Consider the following 17,328-nt stretch of genomic DNA (forward strand, 5'->3'; position numbering starts at 1 on the left):
GAGGTTCATGCGCTTCGCCGTACTCGGGCCGATCGAGGCGACCACCGGCGACGGCCGGCCCGTCCGTGTGCCCGAGCTGAAGGTGCGGGCGCTCCTGGCGTTCCTGCTCGCCCACGAGGGGCGGGTCGTGGCGGCCGAGCGGCTGATCGAGGGACTGTGGGGCGACCGGCCGCCGGGCAATCCGCTGGGAGCGCTGCGGGCGAAGGCGTCGCAGCTGCGCCGGGCGCTCGACGAGGCGGAGCCGGGGGCCAGGAAGCTGGTCGTCACCCGCCCGCCCGGCTACCTGCTCGACGGCGACACCGACGCGCGCCGCTTCCTGGAGACCGCCGCGCGGGGCCGGGCCGCCACCGATCCGGGCGAGCGGGCCGCGCTGCTGGCCGAGGCCCTGGCGTGGTGGCGGGGGCCGGCCTTCGCCGACCTCCCCGCCGAGCCGCTGGTGCGCGCCGCCGCCGCCCGTCTGGAGGAGCAGCGGCTGAGCGTCCTGGAGGACTACGCTGACGTACGGCTGGTGCTGGGCCAGGACGCCTCCCAGGTCGGCGAGCTGACCGAGCTGGCCGCGCAGCACCCGGCCAGGGAACGCTTCCACGGCCTGCTCATGAGGGCCCTCTACCGGTCCGGGCGGCAGGCGGAGGCGCTCGACGTCTACCGGGCCTTCCGCGACCGGCTGCGCGAGGAGCTGGGTCTGGACCCGGGGCCCGAGCTCGTCGCGCTGCACCAGGCGATCCTCGAGCAGCGCCCCGAACTGCGCCGCCCGGCGGGTCCTCCGGTGCCCGCGCCGGCCCGGCTGCCCGAGCCGCTCACCGAGCTGGTCGGCCGGGACGACCTGCTCGCCGAGCTGCTCGCCCTGCCGCGTGCGGCACGGCTGGTGACGCTCACCGGCCCCGCGGGGGCGGGTAAGAGCCGGCTCGCGCTGGAGGCCGCCCGCCGGCTGAGCGGCGATTTCCCCGACGGCGCGTACGTTGTAGAGCTGTCGTCCGTGCGCGCCGGGCCCGGGCCGGAGGCGGCCGAGGCGGCCGCGGCGGCGCTCGGCCTGCGCGCCGACGGCGTTGACGGCCCCGGCCGGCTGATCGCCGCGGCCTTCGGCGGCCGCCGGGCGCTGCTGGTCCTCGACGACTGCGAGCACGTCGTGGAGCCGGTGGCCGAGCTGACCGAGCTGCTGCTGCGCACCGGGCCCTGGCTGCGCGTCATCGCCACCGGCAGGGAGCCGCTGGGCGTCGCCGGAGAGGTCGTGCGGGAGGTGCCGCCGCTGGAGGTCGGGGCGGCGATGCGGCTGTTCGCCGACCGCGTCCGTGACACGCTGCCGGGTTTCGCGGTGACGGGCGCGGAGGCCGGCGCCGTCGAGACGATCTGCCGCCGTCTTGACGGCCTCCCGCTGGCGCTGGAGCTGGCCGCGGCCCGGGTGCGGGCGCTGGGCGTGCGCGCCGTGGCCGACCGGCTCGACGACCGGTTCCGGCTGCTGTCGGCCGGGCGGCGGGCCGGGCCCGCGCACCAGCGGACGCTGCGGGCGGCGCTCGACTGGAGCTGGGAGCTGCTGACCGAGCCGGAACGCGTCGTGCTGCGCCGCCTGGCGGTCCAGGCCGGCGGGTGCACCCTGGAGGCGGCGGAGCGGGTGTGCTCCGCGCCCACGCCGATCGCCGGTGACCCGGCCGGGCTGCTCGACCCGGCAGGTCCCGGTGTGGGGACGGATCTGGATCCCGCCGACGTCGCCGGGGTGCTCGCGCGGCTGGTCGATCGGTCCCTGGTGGTGCGGTCCGGCGAGCGGTACCGGCTGCTGGAGTCGGTGGCGGCGTACGGGCTGGAGCGGCTGCGCGAGGCCGGCGAGCACGACGGCGTCCTGCGCCGGTACGCCACGTACTACACGCAGCTGGCGGAGTGCGCGGAGACGTACCGGAGCGGGCCGGCCCGGCACCGCTGGGTGCGGCGGCTGGACGCCGAGGCCGCGAACCTGCGCGCCGCGCTGGAGGCGGCCGTGAGCGTGGGCGACACGCGGCTGGCCGCGCGGCTGACCGGCTCGCTCGGCTGGTACCACACCCAGACCGGACGCCGCATGGCCGCCCTGCCCCCGAACGGCGAACGGCCGGCCGCCGCATCGATGCCGTGACCCGCCCAGTGCCCCTCTGGTCGAGGGGCCGCTCCTTTGGTGCGAGCCTGCCGGAGGACCGCTGCTTCGGTGCCAGCCGGTCGAAGGGTCCTGCTTCGGTCGCGGGCGGTCAAGGAGCCCTGCTTCGGTGCCAGCCGGTCAAGCGGCCGTGCTTCGGTGCCAGCCGGTCAAGCGGCCGTGCTTCGGTGCCAGCCGGTCAAGCGGCCGTGCTTCGGTGCCAGCCGGTCAAGCGGCCGTGCTTCGGTGCCAGCCGATCAAGGCGGCCTGCTTCGGGTCGAGGGCGGTCAGGGGGCCACCAGGGCGGTCAGTGGCCGGTCGCGCGGCGCAGGGCGCGTTTCACCGTGCCGGTGAGCTTGAAGCGCACGCCGACCTTGGCGGCGCGCTCGGCGCGGGTGGCCGCGTGCAGGTCGCGGCGCAGCGTGCCGACCTCGCGGCGCAGCTCGACGGCGCTCTTGCGCCACTTGCCGGCCTCGTCGCGCCACTTGACGACCTGGGCGCGCAGCCGTTCGTTCTCCTTGGCGAGGCGGTCGGCCTCGGCCCTGGCCTCCGTCCTGGCCCGGTACGCCGCCCGCCGCCCGAGCAGCTCGGCGGGCTCGCGGCCGAACCCGTACGTCTCCCCCTCCACCCACCGGACGGCGGAGACCTCGTCCACCACGTCGTCGAGCGGCTCGCCGGGCCGGGCGAGGAGGCGGGCGCGGGCGAAGGACGACACGCGTTCCAGCCGCGCCGCCGTGACGCCCTCGGGCGTCTCGTCCAGCAGCACGCCGACCAGTCCCGCCTCGTCGGCCTTGGCCACGTTCAGCAGCCGGCTCACGGTGTCCTCGCCGGGCACCCAGCCGGCCGGGACGCGCAGCACGAACGGCACGGACGGGTGCACCTCCTCCGTGGTGGCGAGGTGGACGCGGCTCTCGTGCTCGTAGTGGCCGTGGACCAGCACGAGCTCCAGGTTCGGGTCCTTGAGCGGGGCGCGGCGGTCGCGGTCGAGTTTGTCCCACGGGCCGACCACGACCACGGACAGGTCGCCGGTCGTGCCGGCGAGCAGCGCGTCCACGGTGGCGCGGACGTTGTCGTAGCCGGCGGTGCCGTCCACCACCGCGGTCACGTACGGGATCTTCCACTGCCGGTCCGGGTGCGTGCGCAGCCACTGGTAGGCGGGGATGCGGTCGGCCACGAACGCGTGGCTGACCCGGTCGATGCGCTTCTGCTCGCGCATCCGCATGGTGGGGCCCAGGTGGTAGGCGCGGGCCCGCGGCTCGGGGATGAACACCGCGCCGGCCTGCGCGAGGCGGTAGCCCATCTCGGTGTCCTGGCCGAGGATCAGCTCGTCGTCCATGGGGCCGGCCGCCTCGACCAGGCGGGCGCCGACGGAGGTGGCGCCGCCCACGTGCAGGCTGAACGGCCGCTGCGTGCCGCCCGTCAAGCCGTCGGTGCGCTCGACCAGGCCGACGAGCCAGGCGTGCGGCTCGGCCGGCTCGAACGCCGCCTCCAGGTCGTCGGGCAGGGCCTCGGGCAACTCGGCCGAGGTGAACCTGAGGTAACCGGTGACGGACAGGTAGGGGGCGGTGTGGTGCCAGCGCATGTGCGCCTCGATCGCCCCGGGGGTGAGCACCACGTCGGAGTCGAGCCAGTGGATGACGTCGCCGGTGGCCTCGGCCAGCCCCGCGTTGCGGGCACTGGCGCGGCCGGGCTGTTCGCACAGGACCAGTCGGGCGTCCACGCCCTCCGGCAGCCGCAGCGCCGGCACGCTGCCGTTGTCGACCACGATGATCTCGGTCAGCTCCGCCGGGTACGTCTGCCGCGCCAGCGCCCGCAGCACCAGGTCGAGCTTCCGCTGGCCGCCGTAGGCCGGGATGATCACGCTGACCCGCAGCTCGGGCGTGAAGTGCTCCGGCGGCTGGAGGACCCGGTAGTCGTTACCGCGCACCCGTGCCACGCCGCCTCCGTCAGGCGGCTGGGGGCGGTCTCCTCGGGGTGTCGCGGACATACGTGCAGACGCTCCTCGGCGATCGGCTCGGTGACTGCGGCAACACACTTTACGCCGCTTTTCCGGGGGAACCTCCTGGTCACCCCTCTTCCGAGCCGTGTTCACACAGGTCATCCCGCACAGTAACCTCACAGAATCCTCTGTGGTGCTCGCCAGGGATCCACGCCGGCAGAAAATGGGGTTTTGAGGGGGTCGGCGGCGGTTACGCAACGTATCGGAGTAGTGTCATGTGTCGCGTGCGACGTGACTCCGGACACTATCTCGACATCTCGTGGCCGATTCTCAGTCAATCTCCAGAAACAGCCGGTACCCTCGCCCATCATGATGTGGCAGCGTAGAGTCAGCGGCGCGCTGGCCAAGTACGCGGGTTTCCGAATCGAACGAGTAGGAAAAAGCGGAAAGGCTGTGCCAGAACGGCCGGCGCCGAAGAAGAAGCCCGCAGAAGTGTCGTTCCGGCCACCGGCCGACCCCGAGGCCGATCGCCTGCTCACCGCCCCCGTGTTCGTCATCTCCCCCGTGCGGTCGGGCTCGACGCTGCTGCGCTCGATGATGAACGCCCACCCCGACCTGCACGCCCCGCACGAGCTGCACGTGCGCAGGCTGAGCGTGGACTTCGGCACCGGGCTGGCGGAGCGGGCGATGGCCGCGCTCGGCCACAACCGCGCCGACCTCGAGCACCTGCTGTGGGACCGCGTCCTCCACCGTGAGCTGGTGCGCAGCGGAAAGCGCTTCATCGTCGACAAGACGCCCGCCAACGCCTTCGCCTACGACCGCATCGCGGCGTGCTGGCCGGACGCGCGCTACATCTTCCTGCTGCGCCACCCGGCCTCGATCGCGACGTCCTGGCACGAGGCGAGCCCTGACAGGCGCACGCCCGAGGAGGCCGCGACCGACGCGCTGCGCTACATGAAGGCCGTGGAGCGCGCCAGGAAGGCGCTGCCCGGCCTGACCGTGCGTTACGAGGACCTGACCGGCGAGCCGGAGAAGACCGGCCGCCGCATCTGCGAGTTCCTCGGCATCGACTGGGCCCCCGAGATGCTGACCTACGGCACTCCCGACGTCGTGACGAAGGGGCTCGGCGACTGGAAGGACAAGATCCGTTCGGGCGAGGTCCAGCCGGGCCGCGACCTGCCCACGCCGGAGGACATCCCTGAGGCGCTGAAGCCCATGTGCCGGACCTGGGAGTACTTGCCATGAAGATCCGCTACATGCTGGTGCACGCCTACGGCATGGGCGGCACGATCCGCACGGTCGTCAACCAGGCCAACGCGATGGCCCAGGCGGGCCACGACGTCGAGATCGTCAGCGCGGTGCGCCGCCGTACCAAGCCGCGATTCGAGATCGACGAGCGGGTCAAGGTGTGGGCGCTGGTCGACCAGCGTGACGGCGTGGTGGCCGACTCGTTCGCCCGCAAGGTGTGGCGGCGCGCCCGCGGCAAGATCGTGCCGTACGGCGAGTTCGCCGCCCACTACTTCACCCAGCGGGTGGAGGGCGCGCTGATCGAGTACGTGTCGTCGGTCGAGGACGGCATCCTGGTGACCACCCGCCCGGCGCTCAACCTGGTCTCCGCCCGCCGGGGCTCCAGCAAGGCCGTCCGGGTGGCGCAGGAGCACATGAACCTGGCCTCGTACCACCCGGCCGTGCGCGAGCACATCACCCGCTACTACGGCAGCTTCGACGCGGTCGCGGTGCTGACGGAGACGAGCCGGGCGGAGTACCGCGCGATCTTCAAGGACATGCCGATCGTCCGCATCCCGAACGCCGTGCCCATGGAGCACCGCAAGCACTCCGACCACAGCAACCCGATCGTCATCGCGGCCGGCCGGTTGGTGCCCCAGAAGGGCTTCGACATGCTCATCCCGGCCTTCGCCTCGATCGCGGAGGCCCACCCCGAGTGGAAACTGCGGATCTTCGGCACCGGACCGCTCCAGCAGAAGCTGCAGAACCGCATCAACAAGCACGACATGGGCGACCGCATCAAGCTCATGGGGCGCAGCGACCGCCTCCACGAGGAGCTGGCCAACGCGTCGATCTACGCGCTGAGCTCCCGGATGGAGGGGCTGCCGATGGCGATGATCGAGGCGATGGGCCACGCCCTGCCGATCGTCGCCTTCGACTGCCCGACCGGGCCAGCCGACGTGCTGACGCCGGGCAAGGACGGCGTGCTGGTGCCGCCGCGCGACGTCCCGAAGCTCGGAGAGGCGCTGTCGCAGGTGATGGGCGACGCCGACCTGCGCCAGCGCATGGGCGCCACCGCCGCGGAGACCGCCCGCGGGTACACGCCGCAGGTCGTCATGCCGCTGTGGGAGGAGCTGTACACCGCGCTGCTCAACCGCGCCCCCATCGCCCACGACTACGGCGCCGCACGCGGCTGATCGTTCCCGGCTGGCGGACACGCCGTCCCCGGACCCGCCCCGGCGGGTCCGGGGACGGCGTGCGTTCAAGGGTGTCCCGCCCCGAGGTCAAGGCCGCGCCCGCCGGGCCGTGCCCGAGATGGTGCCCGAGGTAGGAATGACTCCATGGGGCTCGCACGGCTGCTGCACCACCACACCGGCACGATCGACCACCCGCTCGCGTACGAGGTGTCCGCCACGGTCTGGTTCCTGGGGGCGCGCCGCGCGGTGTTCACCCGGCTGGCCGCCGCGGTCCGGCCGCGCGCCGGCGACCGGGTCCTCGACGTGGGCTGCGGCACCGGCTACCTGAGCCGGATCCTCTCCCCCGTGGTCGGGCCCGCCGGCCAGGTGACCGGCATCGACCCGTCCCCCGCGATGATCCGGTACGCCGCCGCCCGCGCCCGCGGCAACTGCACGTACGTCCTCGGCGGCGCCCAGACCCTGCCGTTCCCCGACGGGTCGTTCGACGCGGTGACCGCCACCCTGGTCGTCCACCACATCCCCGCCGAGGACCGGCCGGAGGCGCTGGGTGAGATGTACCGGGTGCTGCGGCCGGGAGGGCGGCTGCTCGTCGCCGAGCCCCGGCCGCTCGCCGGCCGGCTCGGGCCGATGGATGGCGACCCCCGTGACCTGCTGGGGTCGCTGATCCTCGACACCGGGTTCCAGGTGGAGTCGGAGGGCGAGCTGCCGTACCTGCTGTACTACGTCCGCGCGGCGCGGCCGTAAGTCGGGGTGAGGCCGGGCGTCTCGCCCTGGCGGGCGGCGACGATCCCCGCCGCGCTGAAGACCGCGGCGATCACCCACGTGATCGGGCCCTGCAGCCCCGGCCGCAGCGGCGCGTAGCCCGGCACGATGACGAACACGACGAACGCGATGTCGAGCAGGGACGCCAGGATGAGGTTGATCCAGAAGCCCGCCCTGGAGTTGCGCCAGTTCATGGCCGCGGCCGACGACGATCACGACGATGGCGCCGGCCAGGATGTTCCAGGCGTCCTGGAAGATGCGGGCCTGCACCATGCCCGGATCGAGCGACCGCCCGAGCGTCAGCAGGGCGTAGGCCGCGTTGATGTGCACCAGGCCCCAGAGGATGTAGAAGATCGCCCCGCGCCGGCACGCTGTTCGCCGCGTTCCACCGGGAACATCCCGGTGTGGTCATCGAGCCCCGGCCCGCTCCTGGCGGTGCCCTCACCCTCGCCCGTCAGGTGCGCGACGGCGACCTCGATCTGGCGTGGGCGCAGGGGCTGCGCGTGGCCGAGCTGGCTCGCGAACCCATCGGGCAGGCAGGCGCCGGCGGACCGCCGCCTGCCTGAAGGGCCTGAAGGGGAGGTGCGGATCGCCGATCTGGACGGGGAGGCGTTCGTCGGCATCCCCGGAGGGGTGGGGCGCCCGGGCGCTGACCGACCAGGCGTTCCGGGAGGCCGGCGTGCGCCGGCGCATCGCGGTCGAGGTGGCCGGCATCATGACGTGCGCCGAGCTGGTCCGTGCCGGGTTCGGCGTCGCCGTCGTCCCCAGATCGCATGTGAGGCGGGCGCGGGGGCTGGCGTGGCGGCCGGTGGCCGGCTTGCCACCGTGGGGCGTCTCGCTGGTCGCGCCGTCCGGCAGACGGCTCACGTCGGCGGCCGCCGCCTTCGCGGATCTGGCCTGTGCGACGTTCGGCGTCACACTGTCGCGGTGAGGCCGCTGAGGCCGGAGATGGGTGTGGGCCGCTCAGGCCGGGGTGAGTGCCCGCTTCTTGCGGGCGAAGCTCTTCGCGCGTTCGGGCCCGGGGTGGGGATGCGGGCGGGTGCGCGTACTTCTCAAGGGCGGCGGCGTCGTGGCCGGCGGGGGCGAGCGCGCGTACTTCTTGACGGGGGCGGCGTCGTGGCCGGCGAAGTCGGCGGTGACCGATGGAACGGGCCGCTCCTGGTAGGGGCGGATCTTGAGGTCTTCTGCGCCGCTGAGGGCCTGTGGCTTGCCCCTGCACGGCGCGTGCCAGGGCGGCGTCGAGCGTCGCCGCGCTCGCGTCGTCCTGGCTACGTCATGCTGTGCCTCCCGGACGTCCCAGGTGGGCGTCGTCAGCGGCGACGCCTGCGGCGGCGAGCACTCCGCGCGCTGTCGGAGCCGCCGCCGCCTCCCGGGTGCGGGTAGGGGTCGTACGCTGTGCGGACCCCGAGTCCGAGGTACTGGCGGATCGTCATTGGTCCCCCCGTTATCATGTGCCGGACGTTTTCCTGAACCGGCGCTTCTCTTATCGATCGGACACCATCGGCAACCAGCCAGCTATAACGAAACTTCCCCCGATATCCGCATCAGGGAGAATTGACCCAGTCTTTTACCCATGGCGTACCCGCGCATGTCCCTAGTCCGCGAGGTCGTGGAGGAGGTCGCGGATCTCGCGGGTGCTCGGGTGGCCGGGGCCATGGCGCTGTTCGAGGTCGGCCAGCAGGGCGCCGAGGGTGCGACGGGCCGCCGCGTGGTCGCCCGCGCCGAGTTCGAGCAGGCCGATCTGGCGGCGCAGCTCCAGCGTGCGGTCGTCGTCCACGCCGAAGCGCCGCTCGTCGTCCAGCAGGTGTCTCAGCCGGGCGAGCGCGAGGGCCGTGTCGCCGAGCATGGCCAGGCAGGTGGCCTCCATCATGCGGAACCGCAGGGCCAGGTCGTCGGCCGGGCCCTGGCGCGCGGCGATGTCGGCGGCCAGCGCGGCGAACTCCGGTGCGGCCCGGCGGTGGTCCCCGGCGAGGAAGAGCGCGTCGGCCAGGTCGATCCGGAGCGCGATCACCTCGGAGTCGGTCCTGCCGAGTGCCCGGCGGGCGGGCTCCGCGATCCGTCCCAGCACCTCGGCGGCCTGCGTGAAACGCGACTCCGCCTTGAGCGCCCCGGCGTCCGCACGCACGAGCGCGATGTCGCCGTGCCGGAACTGCGGCGCGGCGGCGGGCCGGGACCGGCTCGCCGAGGTCTGCCAGGACTGGGGGGCCTGCCTTTCGACGGCGGGCGACGACGGCGAAGGCGCGGTCAGGCTCTCGGTGTCAGGCCGGGACGGCGGCCTTTCGGAGGTGGGCGGGACGGCGCCGGGCTCTTGGAAGCCGGCCGGGACGGCGGTGACGCGGCTGCCCGATGCGAAGGCCTCGCCCGCCGTCAGGGTTCGGTTGCCGATCCGCCGCCCCTCATCCTCAAGGCCCACCCGTCGATGAGGGCGTCGAGCTCATGGAGACAGGTCACTTTCCGGCACGGGCACCAGGTGGTCGCGGCGGAACCAGCCGATGTCGCCTCCCCCTCCGCCCCTCTCGTGCGCGCTCCCGAGGCCGGGCCGTCTCTGCCCGGCCCGGCTGCGGAAGCCGGCCACCGGTGCGTCCCCACCCGAACTCTTGACGACCCGGGGCGATCGCGGCCTCGAGGTTGTCGTAGCGCACGTTGCCGCGAGGCACCGCATGGGGTGGCGCCGCCGCTGACCTGTCAACGGTGCCGGTGCTCACCGTCAGCCTCGGCATGGCGCACGTGCAGATGCCCCTCCGTAGGGAAGACCGGAGGCTGCGGGGGCAGCACGCGCTGAAAGCCGTAGCCGCATCGCTCGGCGACACGGCATGAGCCGTGATTGTCCGCAGCATGAAACAGCTCGATGCGGGCAAGCCGCAACGGCCCCTGCGCGCTGAATGCCCACCGAGTCACGGCCTCAAGCGCCCGGGACGCGACTCCCCGCCCCCGAATCTCGGCCGACACCCAATAGCCCACCTCGGCGACACCCGGATCCGCACCGGTCTTCAGCACGACCTGCCCGGCCAACCGCTCCGAAGCGATCCCCTCGCCACCACCGACCTTTCGCCCGCCACTCCCGAACCCAACCCCGGCTTCCGCCCCGATCTCCAGCCCGATCTCCGCGTTGCTTCCCGATCTGACCTCCGCCCAGGCACGCGGCCCCGTCTCTCCCGGCGCCTCCTGCCCGGCCTCCTGCCCCAGGCCCGTCTCCCCCGCCTCACAGCCCGATGCCGCTTCCAGGACGGCGAAGCTGAAGCGGGTGGCGGCGGTCCAGGCCTCGTGCTGGGCCGCGATCCAGTGGCGGGCGTCGGCTTCGGTGGTGACGAAGGTGGTGAGCCGGCGGCGCAGGACCGGGTCGCGGTGCGCCCGCGCGAGGGCCGCCGCGTCGTCGGCCTGCCAGGGGCGCAGGCGCAGCGCGGGGGCGGACGCGGTGCCCTTGACGGACAGGACGACGGTCATGACCCTCCTTGGCTCTCGGGATGGGCTCGGCGGTCGGGGAGACCGCGATCCAGTGTGCGATTTCTGGTGTTCGGTGGGGTTACGTCGCAGCGCGGAAGAACTCGGTCACGACCGGGCCGGCACGTCGTCGGGCACGCCGTGCCACTGGCCCGGCAGACTTCGCCCGCGGCAGTCGGGCAGCGCCGCCACCGGGGCGGCCGTGCTGCTCGGTCGGTGCTGCATGCCGCCTCACTCGTACGCCGCTGTCGTCGGTCATACCGCGCGGGCGCGGAACGCGTCGGCCGTCACCAGCGCTCCACGAGGTGCTCGCGGCCGGCGGGCGGATCGTACGGCTCGGGCCAGAAGTCGGTGACGCGGCTGATCAGGCCCTCGGCGGACAGCTCGAACCACGCGCTCGCGTCCTGCGAGTCGTCGCCGACGCGGGCGTCGAGCCAGGCGGCGGCGTGACGGCCGTCGGCGACGACGTGACGCACTTTCAGATGCCAGTCACCCGGATAGTCGGTGTTGAACTGGAGATAGGCGGTCTTCCCTCGGATGCGCTCGCGCGTCTGCGGCATCTCGTAGACCACGTCGTCGGCGAGCAGGGCGGCGAAGGCGGCCCAGTCGCGTCGCTCCGCCGAGTCGACGTAGGCGTGCACGACGCCGCGGGTGCGGGAGGTCTCGTCCATGCGCGGAACCCTAACGGCCGCCACCGACGTTTTCCTCACCCGTGTCAGGCCGATCCGGCCGCCGGCGGTGGCCGACATAAACTGCCCGTTATGCGGCGTTTGATCAGTACGGTGGTCGTGGTGGCGGGCGAGGGCGCCGGAGACGTGGTGGCGGGCCTGGAGGGGCTGCACAACGTACGGGCGATCCCGCGGGGTGATCGGCGGCCGGCCGAGGTGATGGAGCTCGCCGGGCGTTCGCCGGCGACGTACGTGGTGCACGACGCCGACCCGCTGGCCGACGTCGCCGCGGCATGGACGGCGTTCTTCGACGGTACGGCTCCCACCGGCGCCCTGGAGGTGGCCATCGAGGCGGCGCTGGCCGAGCTGCGCGCCGACCGGCTCGTCCTGCCCGACTATTACCTGGTGCTGGACCCCGACGGGATGACGGCGACCTGGCGGCACTGGTGGCTCGGCGTCCTGGCGGGGGCCGCACCCGTACGGGTGGTGCCCGTGCACGCCTCGGCGTCGGCGGTCGGCCAGGAGCTGGGCCGCCTGACCGCCGGCCGCTGGTGGCCCGCCGACCTGGAGGGCTGGCTCCGCGGCCTCCCCCTCGTGGTTCCCGACCAGGCCGGTCTCCCCACCTCCGGCATCGCGGTCCCCTGACCGTCCGCACGGGAGCGGCGCCCGCACGGTCCAGCACGACCACGGCGGGCAGCGGGGGGCCCGCAAGGACCGCGATCAGCAGCGCGCGGGCGGAGCGATCAGGAGAGGCTGCGCGGTGTGGCGGGAGTCACGGTCGGCTTGAGGCCCGGCCGGTCGTGACGCGCGCGACGAAGCGTCGCACTGTGCGCGGATTCCGCAGCACGTGCAGGTTCGCGTCACCCGCGTGGGCCTCGATCGCCGCGAGGAGGAGCGGCCGGCTCCGGCGTCGGTAGGCCCATACCCACCGCCAGAAGTCGGCGCGTTCCCGAGAGCGCCGGATCGCTCGCCAGGCGCAGCGCCAGAACGAGAAGTCCAGCAGGATGACGGTGTCCGCCGCTCGGAGCCGGACGTCGGGGACGTCGTAGGGCCCGAGGTCGCCGTCCATGATCCAAGCCTCGGCTCTGACGAGTTCACGTTGGACGGCGGCCCACTGCTCGGGAGGCGTCGCTTCGAGGCCGGGCCGCCAGAAGTGCTCGTCCAGCTCGATGACGGGAAGCCCGGTGATCAGGCCCAGGCGGGCGGCGAGCGTCGACTTCCCCGAACCGCCACGCCCGAGGATCACGACTCGCTGCACGGCGTCCATGGTTCCACAGGCCCATGGCGGGTGGTCAGCGGTTGTGCCAGCGGGGTGGGCGGTTCTCGGTCATGGCTCTGAGGCCTTCGGTGGCGTCCTCGGTGAAGAGGGCTTCGTCCAGGGCCGGGGACGGGTGCGTGACGGCGTCGATCGGATCGGGGATGGCGACGGTCTCGGACATGATCCGGAGTGAGGCGTGCACGGCCGGCGGTGCGGCGGCCAGGAGGTCCTGGGCGAGGGCGCGGGCGCCTTCCAGCGCGCCGCCCGGTCCTGTCACGCGGTTGACCAGGCCGTGCCGATGGGCTTCGGCGGCGGTGAGGTGGCGGCCGGTGAGGATGAGCTCGGTGGCGAGCCTGGCGGGCAGGGCGCGTGGCAGCCGGACGAGCCCTCCTCCGGTCGCCACCTGTCCGGCCCTCACCTGGTCCAGCGCGAAGACGGCGGTCTCGTCCGCGACGACGAGGTGGCAGGCGAGCGCGATCTCGAAGCCGGCCCCCAGGGCGGGGCCGTTGACCGCGGCGATCACCGGCTTGGTCATGGCGCGCCGGGCGGTCAGCCCGGCCAGGCCGTTCTTCGGGGCGGGCCGGCCCGTGAGGCCGTCGCCCGCCGAGAACATCCCGCCGCCCGCCCCCGTGAGGATCGCGACCCACAGGTCCCGGTCGGCGAGGAAGGCGTCGAAGACCTGGTCGAGCTCGTCGTGGGCGGCCGGGTCGAGCCGGTCGACGGCGACCTCCAGGACGTGCCCGTCGCGGCGGACCAGCACGTGCGCGTAGTCGTCGCGCAGCACGGCGGGCCGGGGCGGGAACAGCTCGTCCATCCGCGCGTCGCCGACCGTGACGCGGTTGCCGAAGCCGAAGGAGCGCACGTAGACGCGGCGGCCGACCGGCTCGCCGCTGGTGAGCAGGTCGAGTGCCGCGTCGTCGCCGTCGGCGGTCCTGGCGAGGAAGCGGCGGCCGTCGACCTTCAGCCGTCCGATGACGATGCCGGTACGCCTGCCGTCGCGCCCGTGCTTGACGGTGTACGTCTCGATGGTGGCCCAGCCATCAGGACGGGCCGTCTGCTCGACGGCCGGCCAGGAGTCGATCTCGGCCTGCAAGGTCGCGCCGCGGCCGGGCCGCCAGGGCGCCGGGGTGGTGGAGTAGACCCCCGCGGAGTACTTGCTCAGCATGCCGCCGTTCGCGCCGACCAGCCCGTACGCGCCGGGCTGCGCGCGCATCCGCCCCACGATCTCGGCGATGGCGTGCAGCGAGTAGGCGTTGCCTGGTCCGCCGAAGAACGGCAGGCCGCCGGTCACCGTCAGCTCGCGTGAGCCGTCCATGGGCAGCCCGAGCCCCTCGCAGACGTGGGAGACCGCGATCGGGAAGCAGCTGTACAGGTCGATGGCGGCCAGGTCGTCGGCGTCGATCCCGGCCAGCTCCAGCGCGTGGCGGGCAGCCATGACGGAGGCGGGGCCCCTGCTGAGGTCGGCGCGTTGCAGCAGGTCGCGTTCGCGCAGGTCGGCGTGGCCGTGCAGGAACACCCAGCGGTCCCGCAGCACTCCCAGCCGCTGCGCCTCCTCCACGGACGTCAGCAGCACGGCCGCGCCCTGGTTGACCTTCTCGCGGGCCACGAGGTAGCGGGTGTACGGGTCGGCGATGGGGCGGTTGCGCTCCGACGGGGTGACCAGCTCCTCCGCCGTGCGCTCGACGGGCGCGGCGGCGTGCGGGTTCGCGGCGGCGATCTTCGTGAACGGCGCGAACAGGGCGCCCATGCCGGCGGCGTACTCCTCGCGGCTCTGGCCGAGCCGGGCGCGGCGGGCGTTGTCGAACAGGGCGTACTGGGTCGGGGCGTCGGTGAGCCCGTGCGCGATCAGTGACCGGGAGACGAGACCGGCCAGGCCGTACCCGCGGTCTTCGAGGTCGCCGTCGACGGTCTCGGTGAAGTCGGGCCGGTCCGCGGCCCCGGCGAGGTGCTGGGCGGTGGAGATCGCCTCGGAGCCGACGATCAGGGCCGCCCGGGCGGCGCCGGCCGCGATCGTCGCGGCCAGTTCGTTGACCAGGTGCTGCGGCGACTGGCCGCCCACCACCTCGAGGATCGCGCGCCGGGGCGCGGCGCCGATCCGGCCCGCGACGGACCTGGGGTAGTTCGTGGACCTGCCGAGCGGCGCCCGCGCGGCCGGCATGGAGATCTCGAACTGGCGCACGCCGGCCACGATGTCGACGGCGGCGGCGACCTCGGCGGGGTCGGCGCCGGTGTCGGCGAGGGCCTCACGCGCGGCGGCCGCACCCAGCTCGACGGCCGACAGCCGCCGGTAGCCGGGCTCGTCGATCCGCTCGGACGCCTGCCCCGCGCCCACCAGCACCGGCGTACGGGGATCAACACCCTCGAACCGCTCCAAGCCCACCACCAGCCACGATTTATAGACGTGTTTCGTCCCAAAAAGTGCTGAACAACGGGAGCGTAACCGCGTCCGCGAGGCCCGGCAAGCATGATCGGCGGACATTCCCGAACCGGGACCGGTATCAGCCCCGTGCCTCTATCATCTCTGCCCTCTTCGCAGACCGTTTCCAGGCAGGAGATCCCCAGTGAAGCGCATCATCCCCCCGTGCCTGCTCGCCGTCGCCGCCCTGTCGGGCTGCTCGATCACGAACGTCGAGCCCGACGAGGGCGGCATCGTCTACGACGCGGGCATGTTCAGCTCCACGACGTTTCAGGAGTGCCTCAGGCCGTCCACCCGCGACGTCTCGGGGCCGGGCGACGAGGGCTACCGCTATCCGAACGGCCAGCGCACCTACGACTTCTCCGGCCGGGACGAGTCGGAGGGCAGCCAGATCACGTCGGTCAGCAGGGACGGGCAGGTCATGACGATGTCCGGCGGGCTGACGTTCTACTTCTCCGCCTCCGACTGCAAGAAGCTGCAGTCCTTCCACGAGAACATCGGGAAGAAGTACGCCGCGTACGAGTCCGACGGCTGGACCAGGATGCTGCAGTTCTACATCGGCAACAGCGTCGAGCGCGCGATGGACGAGGCGACGCTCAAGTACGACTGGCGCGACCTCTACGCCGACCCCGCCAAGAAGGCCCTGTGGGAGCAGGACATGGCGAGGCTGACCAACCAGTACGTGGCCGCCCTGACGCAGGGGCAGTACTTCGAGCGGCTGCAGTTCATCATCCGCCAGCCCGAGCCGCCCGAGGCGATCGTGAACGCCCAGACCGAGACGCAGGCGGCACAGGAGCGGCAGAAGGCCCAGGAGGCGGAGAACACCCGCGCGCTGACCGAGCTGAAGTCGCTGGAGCAGCTGGCGAAGGTGCTCGGGCCGCAGGGCGCGATCCTCTACAAGGCCATCCAGGACGGCAAGGTCTCGATCGTCCCGGTGCCGACGGGCAGCGCCGTGAACGTCACACCGAACAACCAGTGAGGAACGCCGCCGTCGTGGCGGCGAACCAAGAGGCGTCGTCGAGCCACGGGTAGTGACCCGCCTGAGGCTGGACGACGTACTCGGCGCCGGGGAGCAGCGCCGCGAGCCGGGCCACGGCGCCGGGCAGGGAGTTGAGGTCGAGCTCGCCGGCGAGCACCAGCGCGGGAGCGGGGAAGGAGGCGAGCGCGGCGCGGGTTGCCTCGGGGTCGAACGCGCCCTCGGCGGCGAAGACGGCCGCGGCCTCCGGGTTGCGGCGGCCTTCCTGAGCGGCCAGGTGCGCCCGGGCCGGCGCGTCCCATCGGCCGTAGAAGAAGGGGTCGATGGCCTTCCAGTCGTCGCCGTCGCCGGCCACGATCGACTCGAGGGCTGCGTAGGCGGGGCCGAACCACGGCTCGTCCGCGCGGAGCCGGGCCGCCTCGAGCCGCTCATCGCCGGTGGGGGCGAGGCCGACGGCGACGGTGCTCGGGGTGATCAGGGCGAGCCTGGCGACGCGCTCGGGGTGGCGGACGGCGTACAGGAGGGCGAGGTTGGCGCCGGCACAGTGGGCGAGCAGGTCGATCCGGTCGAGGCCGAGGTGCTCGCGCAGCGCCTCGACGTCGCCGACGAGCCGGTCGCAGCGGTACGAGGCCGGGTCGGCGGGTGTCGCGGACCGGCCGGTGCCGCGCGGGTCCAGCAGGACGAGCCGCCGGTGGGCGGACAGGCCGCCGAGGTCGCCGAGATAGCCGGCGTCCTGTGTGCCGCCGGGCAGGCAGATCACCGGGCTTCCCCGGCCGGAGACGTGGTAGGCCAGCCCGGTGCCGTCGGGGGCGGTGAAGGAGGGCATGACCGACGAGCGTGTCAGCGCGGCCCTTCGGTGGCAACCGATTATCCGCTGTCTCGTCTTTCGATACGAACTTGCTCACTATACGGACGCCTGCTTGGCTTGCGCCATGCGGACGAGTGAGGTCATCGTGGTGGGCGGCGGTGTGGCGGGTTTGCAGGCGGCGCTGGTGCTGGGGCGCGCGCGGCGCGCCGTGACGGTCGTGGACGGCGGCGAGCCCCGCAACGCGCGGGCGCGCGCCGTGCACAACGTGGCCGGGCACGAGGGCGTGGCGCCGGGCCGCCTGCTGGAGCTGGCGCGCGACGACGCCCGCCGCTACGGCGCCGAGGTGGTCTGCGACGTCGTGACGGAGGCGCGGCGGGAGGGGGCGCGATGGCTGGTCGGGCTGCGGGACGGCGGCAGGCTGCGGGCCCGGGCGCTGGTGCTGGCCACGGGGGTGATCGAGGAGCTGCCGCCGGTTCCCGGGCTGGCCGCGTTGTGGGGCGGCGACGTGGTGTCGTGCCCGTACTGCCACGGGTGGGAGG

General features: G+C 73.4%; 18 protein-coding genes. 10 read left to right on the top strand and 8 right to left on the bottom strand.

Features of this window, described 5'->3' with window-relative positions; all coding sequences use genetic code 11:
- Nucleotides 1–7: 7 nt before the first annotated feature.
- Nucleotides 8–2,101 carry an AfsR/SARP family transcriptional regulator gene (locus tag E1286_RS25470; protein WP_132616167.1) on the top strand — a complete coding sequence of 698 codons (2,094 nt, stop codon included), beginning with the start codon at nucleotides 8–10 and terminating at the stop codon, nucleotides 2,099–2,101.
- Nucleotides 2,102–2,405: 304 nt separating this feature from the next.
- On the opposite strand, the gene E1286_RS25475 is transcribed toward E1286_RS25470, so the two are convergent.
- Nucleotides 2,406–4,034: a glycosyltransferase gene (locus tag E1286_RS25475; protein WP_246075119.1), complete on the bottom strand. Its 1,629-nt coding sequence runs from the start codon at nucleotides 4,032–4,034 to the stop codon at nucleotides 2,406–2,408.
- A 456-nt stretch (nucleotides 4,035–4,490) separates the two neighbouring features.
- Here E1286_RS25475 and E1286_RS25480 point away from each other — a divergent pair, with 456 nt between their 5' ends.
- The 3 genes from E1286_RS25480 to E1286_RS25490 all read left to right on the top strand — a co-directional run bounded on the left by E1286_RS25480 (nucleotide 4,491) and on the right by E1286_RS25490 (nucleotide 7,204).
- Complete coding sequence (locus E1286_RS25480) at nucleotides 4,491–5,282, top strand: sulfotransferase family protein (RefSeq protein WP_246075120.1); 792 nt, start codon at nucleotides 4,491–4,493, stop codon at nucleotides 5,280–5,282.
- Complete coding sequence (locus tag E1286_RS25485; protein WP_132616173.1) at nucleotides 5,279–6,460, top strand: glycosyltransferase family 4 protein; 1,182 nt, start codon at nucleotides 5,279–5,281, stop codon at nucleotides 6,458–6,460. Before E1286_RS25480 ends, E1286_RS25485 begins: the two co-directional genes overlap by 4 nt.
- Before the next feature lie 144 nt (nucleotides 6,461–6,604).
- Nucleotides 6,605–7,204: a class I SAM-dependent methyltransferase gene (locus E1286_RS25490; protein ID WP_132616175.1), complete on the top strand. Its 600-nt coding sequence runs from the start codon at nucleotides 6,605–6,607 to the stop codon at nucleotides 7,202–7,204.
- Here the strand turns inward: E1286_RS25490 and E1286_RS25495 are convergent.
- Complete coding sequence (locus tag E1286_RS25495; RefSeq protein WP_132616177.1) at nucleotides 7,180–7,416, bottom strand: hypothetical protein; 237 nt, start codon at nucleotides 7,414–7,416, stop codon at nucleotides 7,180–7,182. The two genes, E1286_RS25490 and E1286_RS25495, sit on opposite strands and share 25 nt — an antisense overlap.
- Nucleotides 7,417–7,626: 210 nt before the next feature.
- Between E1286_RS25495 and E1286_RS50425 the strand changes: the two genes are divergently transcribed.
- The 3 genes from E1286_RS50425 (at nucleotide 7,627) to E1286_RS51350 (ending at nucleotide 8,387) form a co-directional block, all read left to right on the top strand.
- A complete protein-coding gene (locus E1286_RS50425; protein ID WP_246075121.1) occupies nucleotides 7,627–7,788 on the top strand; it encodes a hypothetical protein in 162 nt (53 codons plus the stop codon).
- Nucleotides 7,789–7,817: 29 nt separating this feature from the next.
- The gene (locus E1286_RS50430) at nucleotides 7,818–8,153 is read left to right on the top strand and encodes a LysR substrate-binding domain-containing protein (RefSeq protein WP_281282744.1); all 336 of its coding nucleotides are present in this window, start codon (nucleotides 7,818–7,820) and stop codon (nucleotides 8,151–8,153) included.
- A 108-nt stretch (nucleotides 8,154–8,261) separates the two neighbouring features.
- On the top strand, nucleotides 8,262–8,387 hold the full coding sequence (locus E1286_RS51350; protein WP_281282743.1) for a hypothetical protein: 126 nt from the start codon (nucleotides 8,262–8,264) through the stop codon (nucleotides 8,385–8,387).
- A gap of 429 nt (nucleotides 8,388–8,816) precedes the next feature.
- On the opposite strand, the gene E1286_RS51355 is transcribed toward E1286_RS51350, so the two are convergent.
- The 3 genes from E1286_RS51355 to E1286_RS25515 all read right to left on the bottom strand — a co-directional run bounded on the left by E1286_RS51355 (nucleotide 8,817) and on the right by E1286_RS25515 (nucleotide 11,334).
- Nucleotides 8,817–9,635, bottom strand: coding sequence for a hypothetical protein (locus tag E1286_RS51355; RefSeq protein ID WP_132616181.1), 819 nt, complete (start codon nucleotides 9,633–9,635; stop codon nucleotides 8,817–8,819).
- Between the two features lie 272 nt (nucleotides 9,636–9,907).
- Nucleotides 9,908–10,666 (bottom strand): GNAT family N-acetyltransferase, encoded by a 759-nt coding sequence (locus E1286_RS50445; protein WP_246075126.1) that lies wholly within the window; start codon nucleotides 10,664–10,666, stop codon nucleotides 9,908–9,910.
- A 284-nt stretch (nucleotides 10,667–10,950) separates the two neighbouring features.
- Entirely contained in the window at nucleotides 10,951–11,334 is a 384-nt protein-coding gene (locus tag E1286_RS25515; protein WP_132616183.1) for a nuclear transport factor 2 family protein, read from the bottom strand.
- Nucleotides 11,335–11,424: 90 nt separating this feature from the next.
- On the opposite strand from E1286_RS25515, the gene E1286_RS25520 reads away from it, so the two are divergent.
- On the top strand, nucleotides 11,425–11,976 hold the full coding sequence (locus E1286_RS25520) for a hypothetical protein (protein ID WP_132616185.1): 552 nt from the start codon (nucleotides 11,425–11,427) through the stop codon (nucleotides 11,974–11,976).
- A 127-nt stretch (nucleotides 11,977–12,103) separates the two neighbouring features.
- Here the strand turns inward: E1286_RS25520 and E1286_RS25525 are convergent, their stop codons facing one another.
- Together E1286_RS25525 and E1286_RS25530 are read right to left on the bottom strand one after the other, a co-directional pair.
- Nucleotides 12,104–12,589 carry a P-loop NTPase family protein gene (locus E1286_RS25525; RefSeq protein ID WP_132616187.1) on the bottom strand — a complete coding sequence of 162 codons (486 nt, stop codon included), beginning with the start codon at nucleotides 12,587–12,589 and terminating at the stop codon, nucleotides 12,104–12,106.
- A 34-nt stretch (nucleotides 12,590–12,623) separates the two neighbouring features.
- Complete coding sequence (locus tag E1286_RS25530; protein ID WP_246075128.1) at nucleotides 12,624–14,963, bottom strand: acetyl-CoA acetyltransferase; 2,340 nt, start codon at nucleotides 14,961–14,963, stop codon at nucleotides 12,624–12,626.
- A gap of 187 nt (nucleotides 14,964–15,150) precedes the next feature.
- Here E1286_RS25530 and E1286_RS25535 point away from each other — a divergent pair, with 187 nt between their 5' ends.
- Entirely contained in the window at nucleotides 15,151–15,984 is an 834-nt protein-coding gene (locus E1286_RS25535) for an SPFH domain-containing protein (RefSeq protein WP_132616191.1), read from the top strand.
- Here E1286_RS25535 and E1286_RS25540 read toward each other — a convergent pair.
- Nucleotides 15,965–16,807 (bottom strand): alpha/beta fold hydrolase, encoded by an 843-nt coding sequence (locus E1286_RS25540; RefSeq protein ID WP_132616193.1) that lies wholly within the window; start codon nucleotides 16,805–16,807, stop codon nucleotides 15,965–15,967. The genes E1286_RS25535 and E1286_RS25540 overlap by 20 nt on opposite strands.
- Before the next feature lie 106 nt (nucleotides 16,808–16,913).
- Here E1286_RS25540 and E1286_RS25545 point away from each other — a divergent pair.
- Nucleotides 16,914–17,328, top strand: a 415-nt coding sequence (locus E1286_RS25545) for an NAD(P)/FAD-dependent oxidoreductase (protein WP_165969910.1), incomplete at its 3' end; no start/stop codon positions are given.

The sequence above is a fragment of the Nonomuraea terrae genome (assembly GCF_004348995.1).
GTDB lineage: Bacteria > Actinomycetota > Actinomycetes > Streptosporangiales > Streptosporangiaceae > Nonomuraea > Nonomuraea terrae.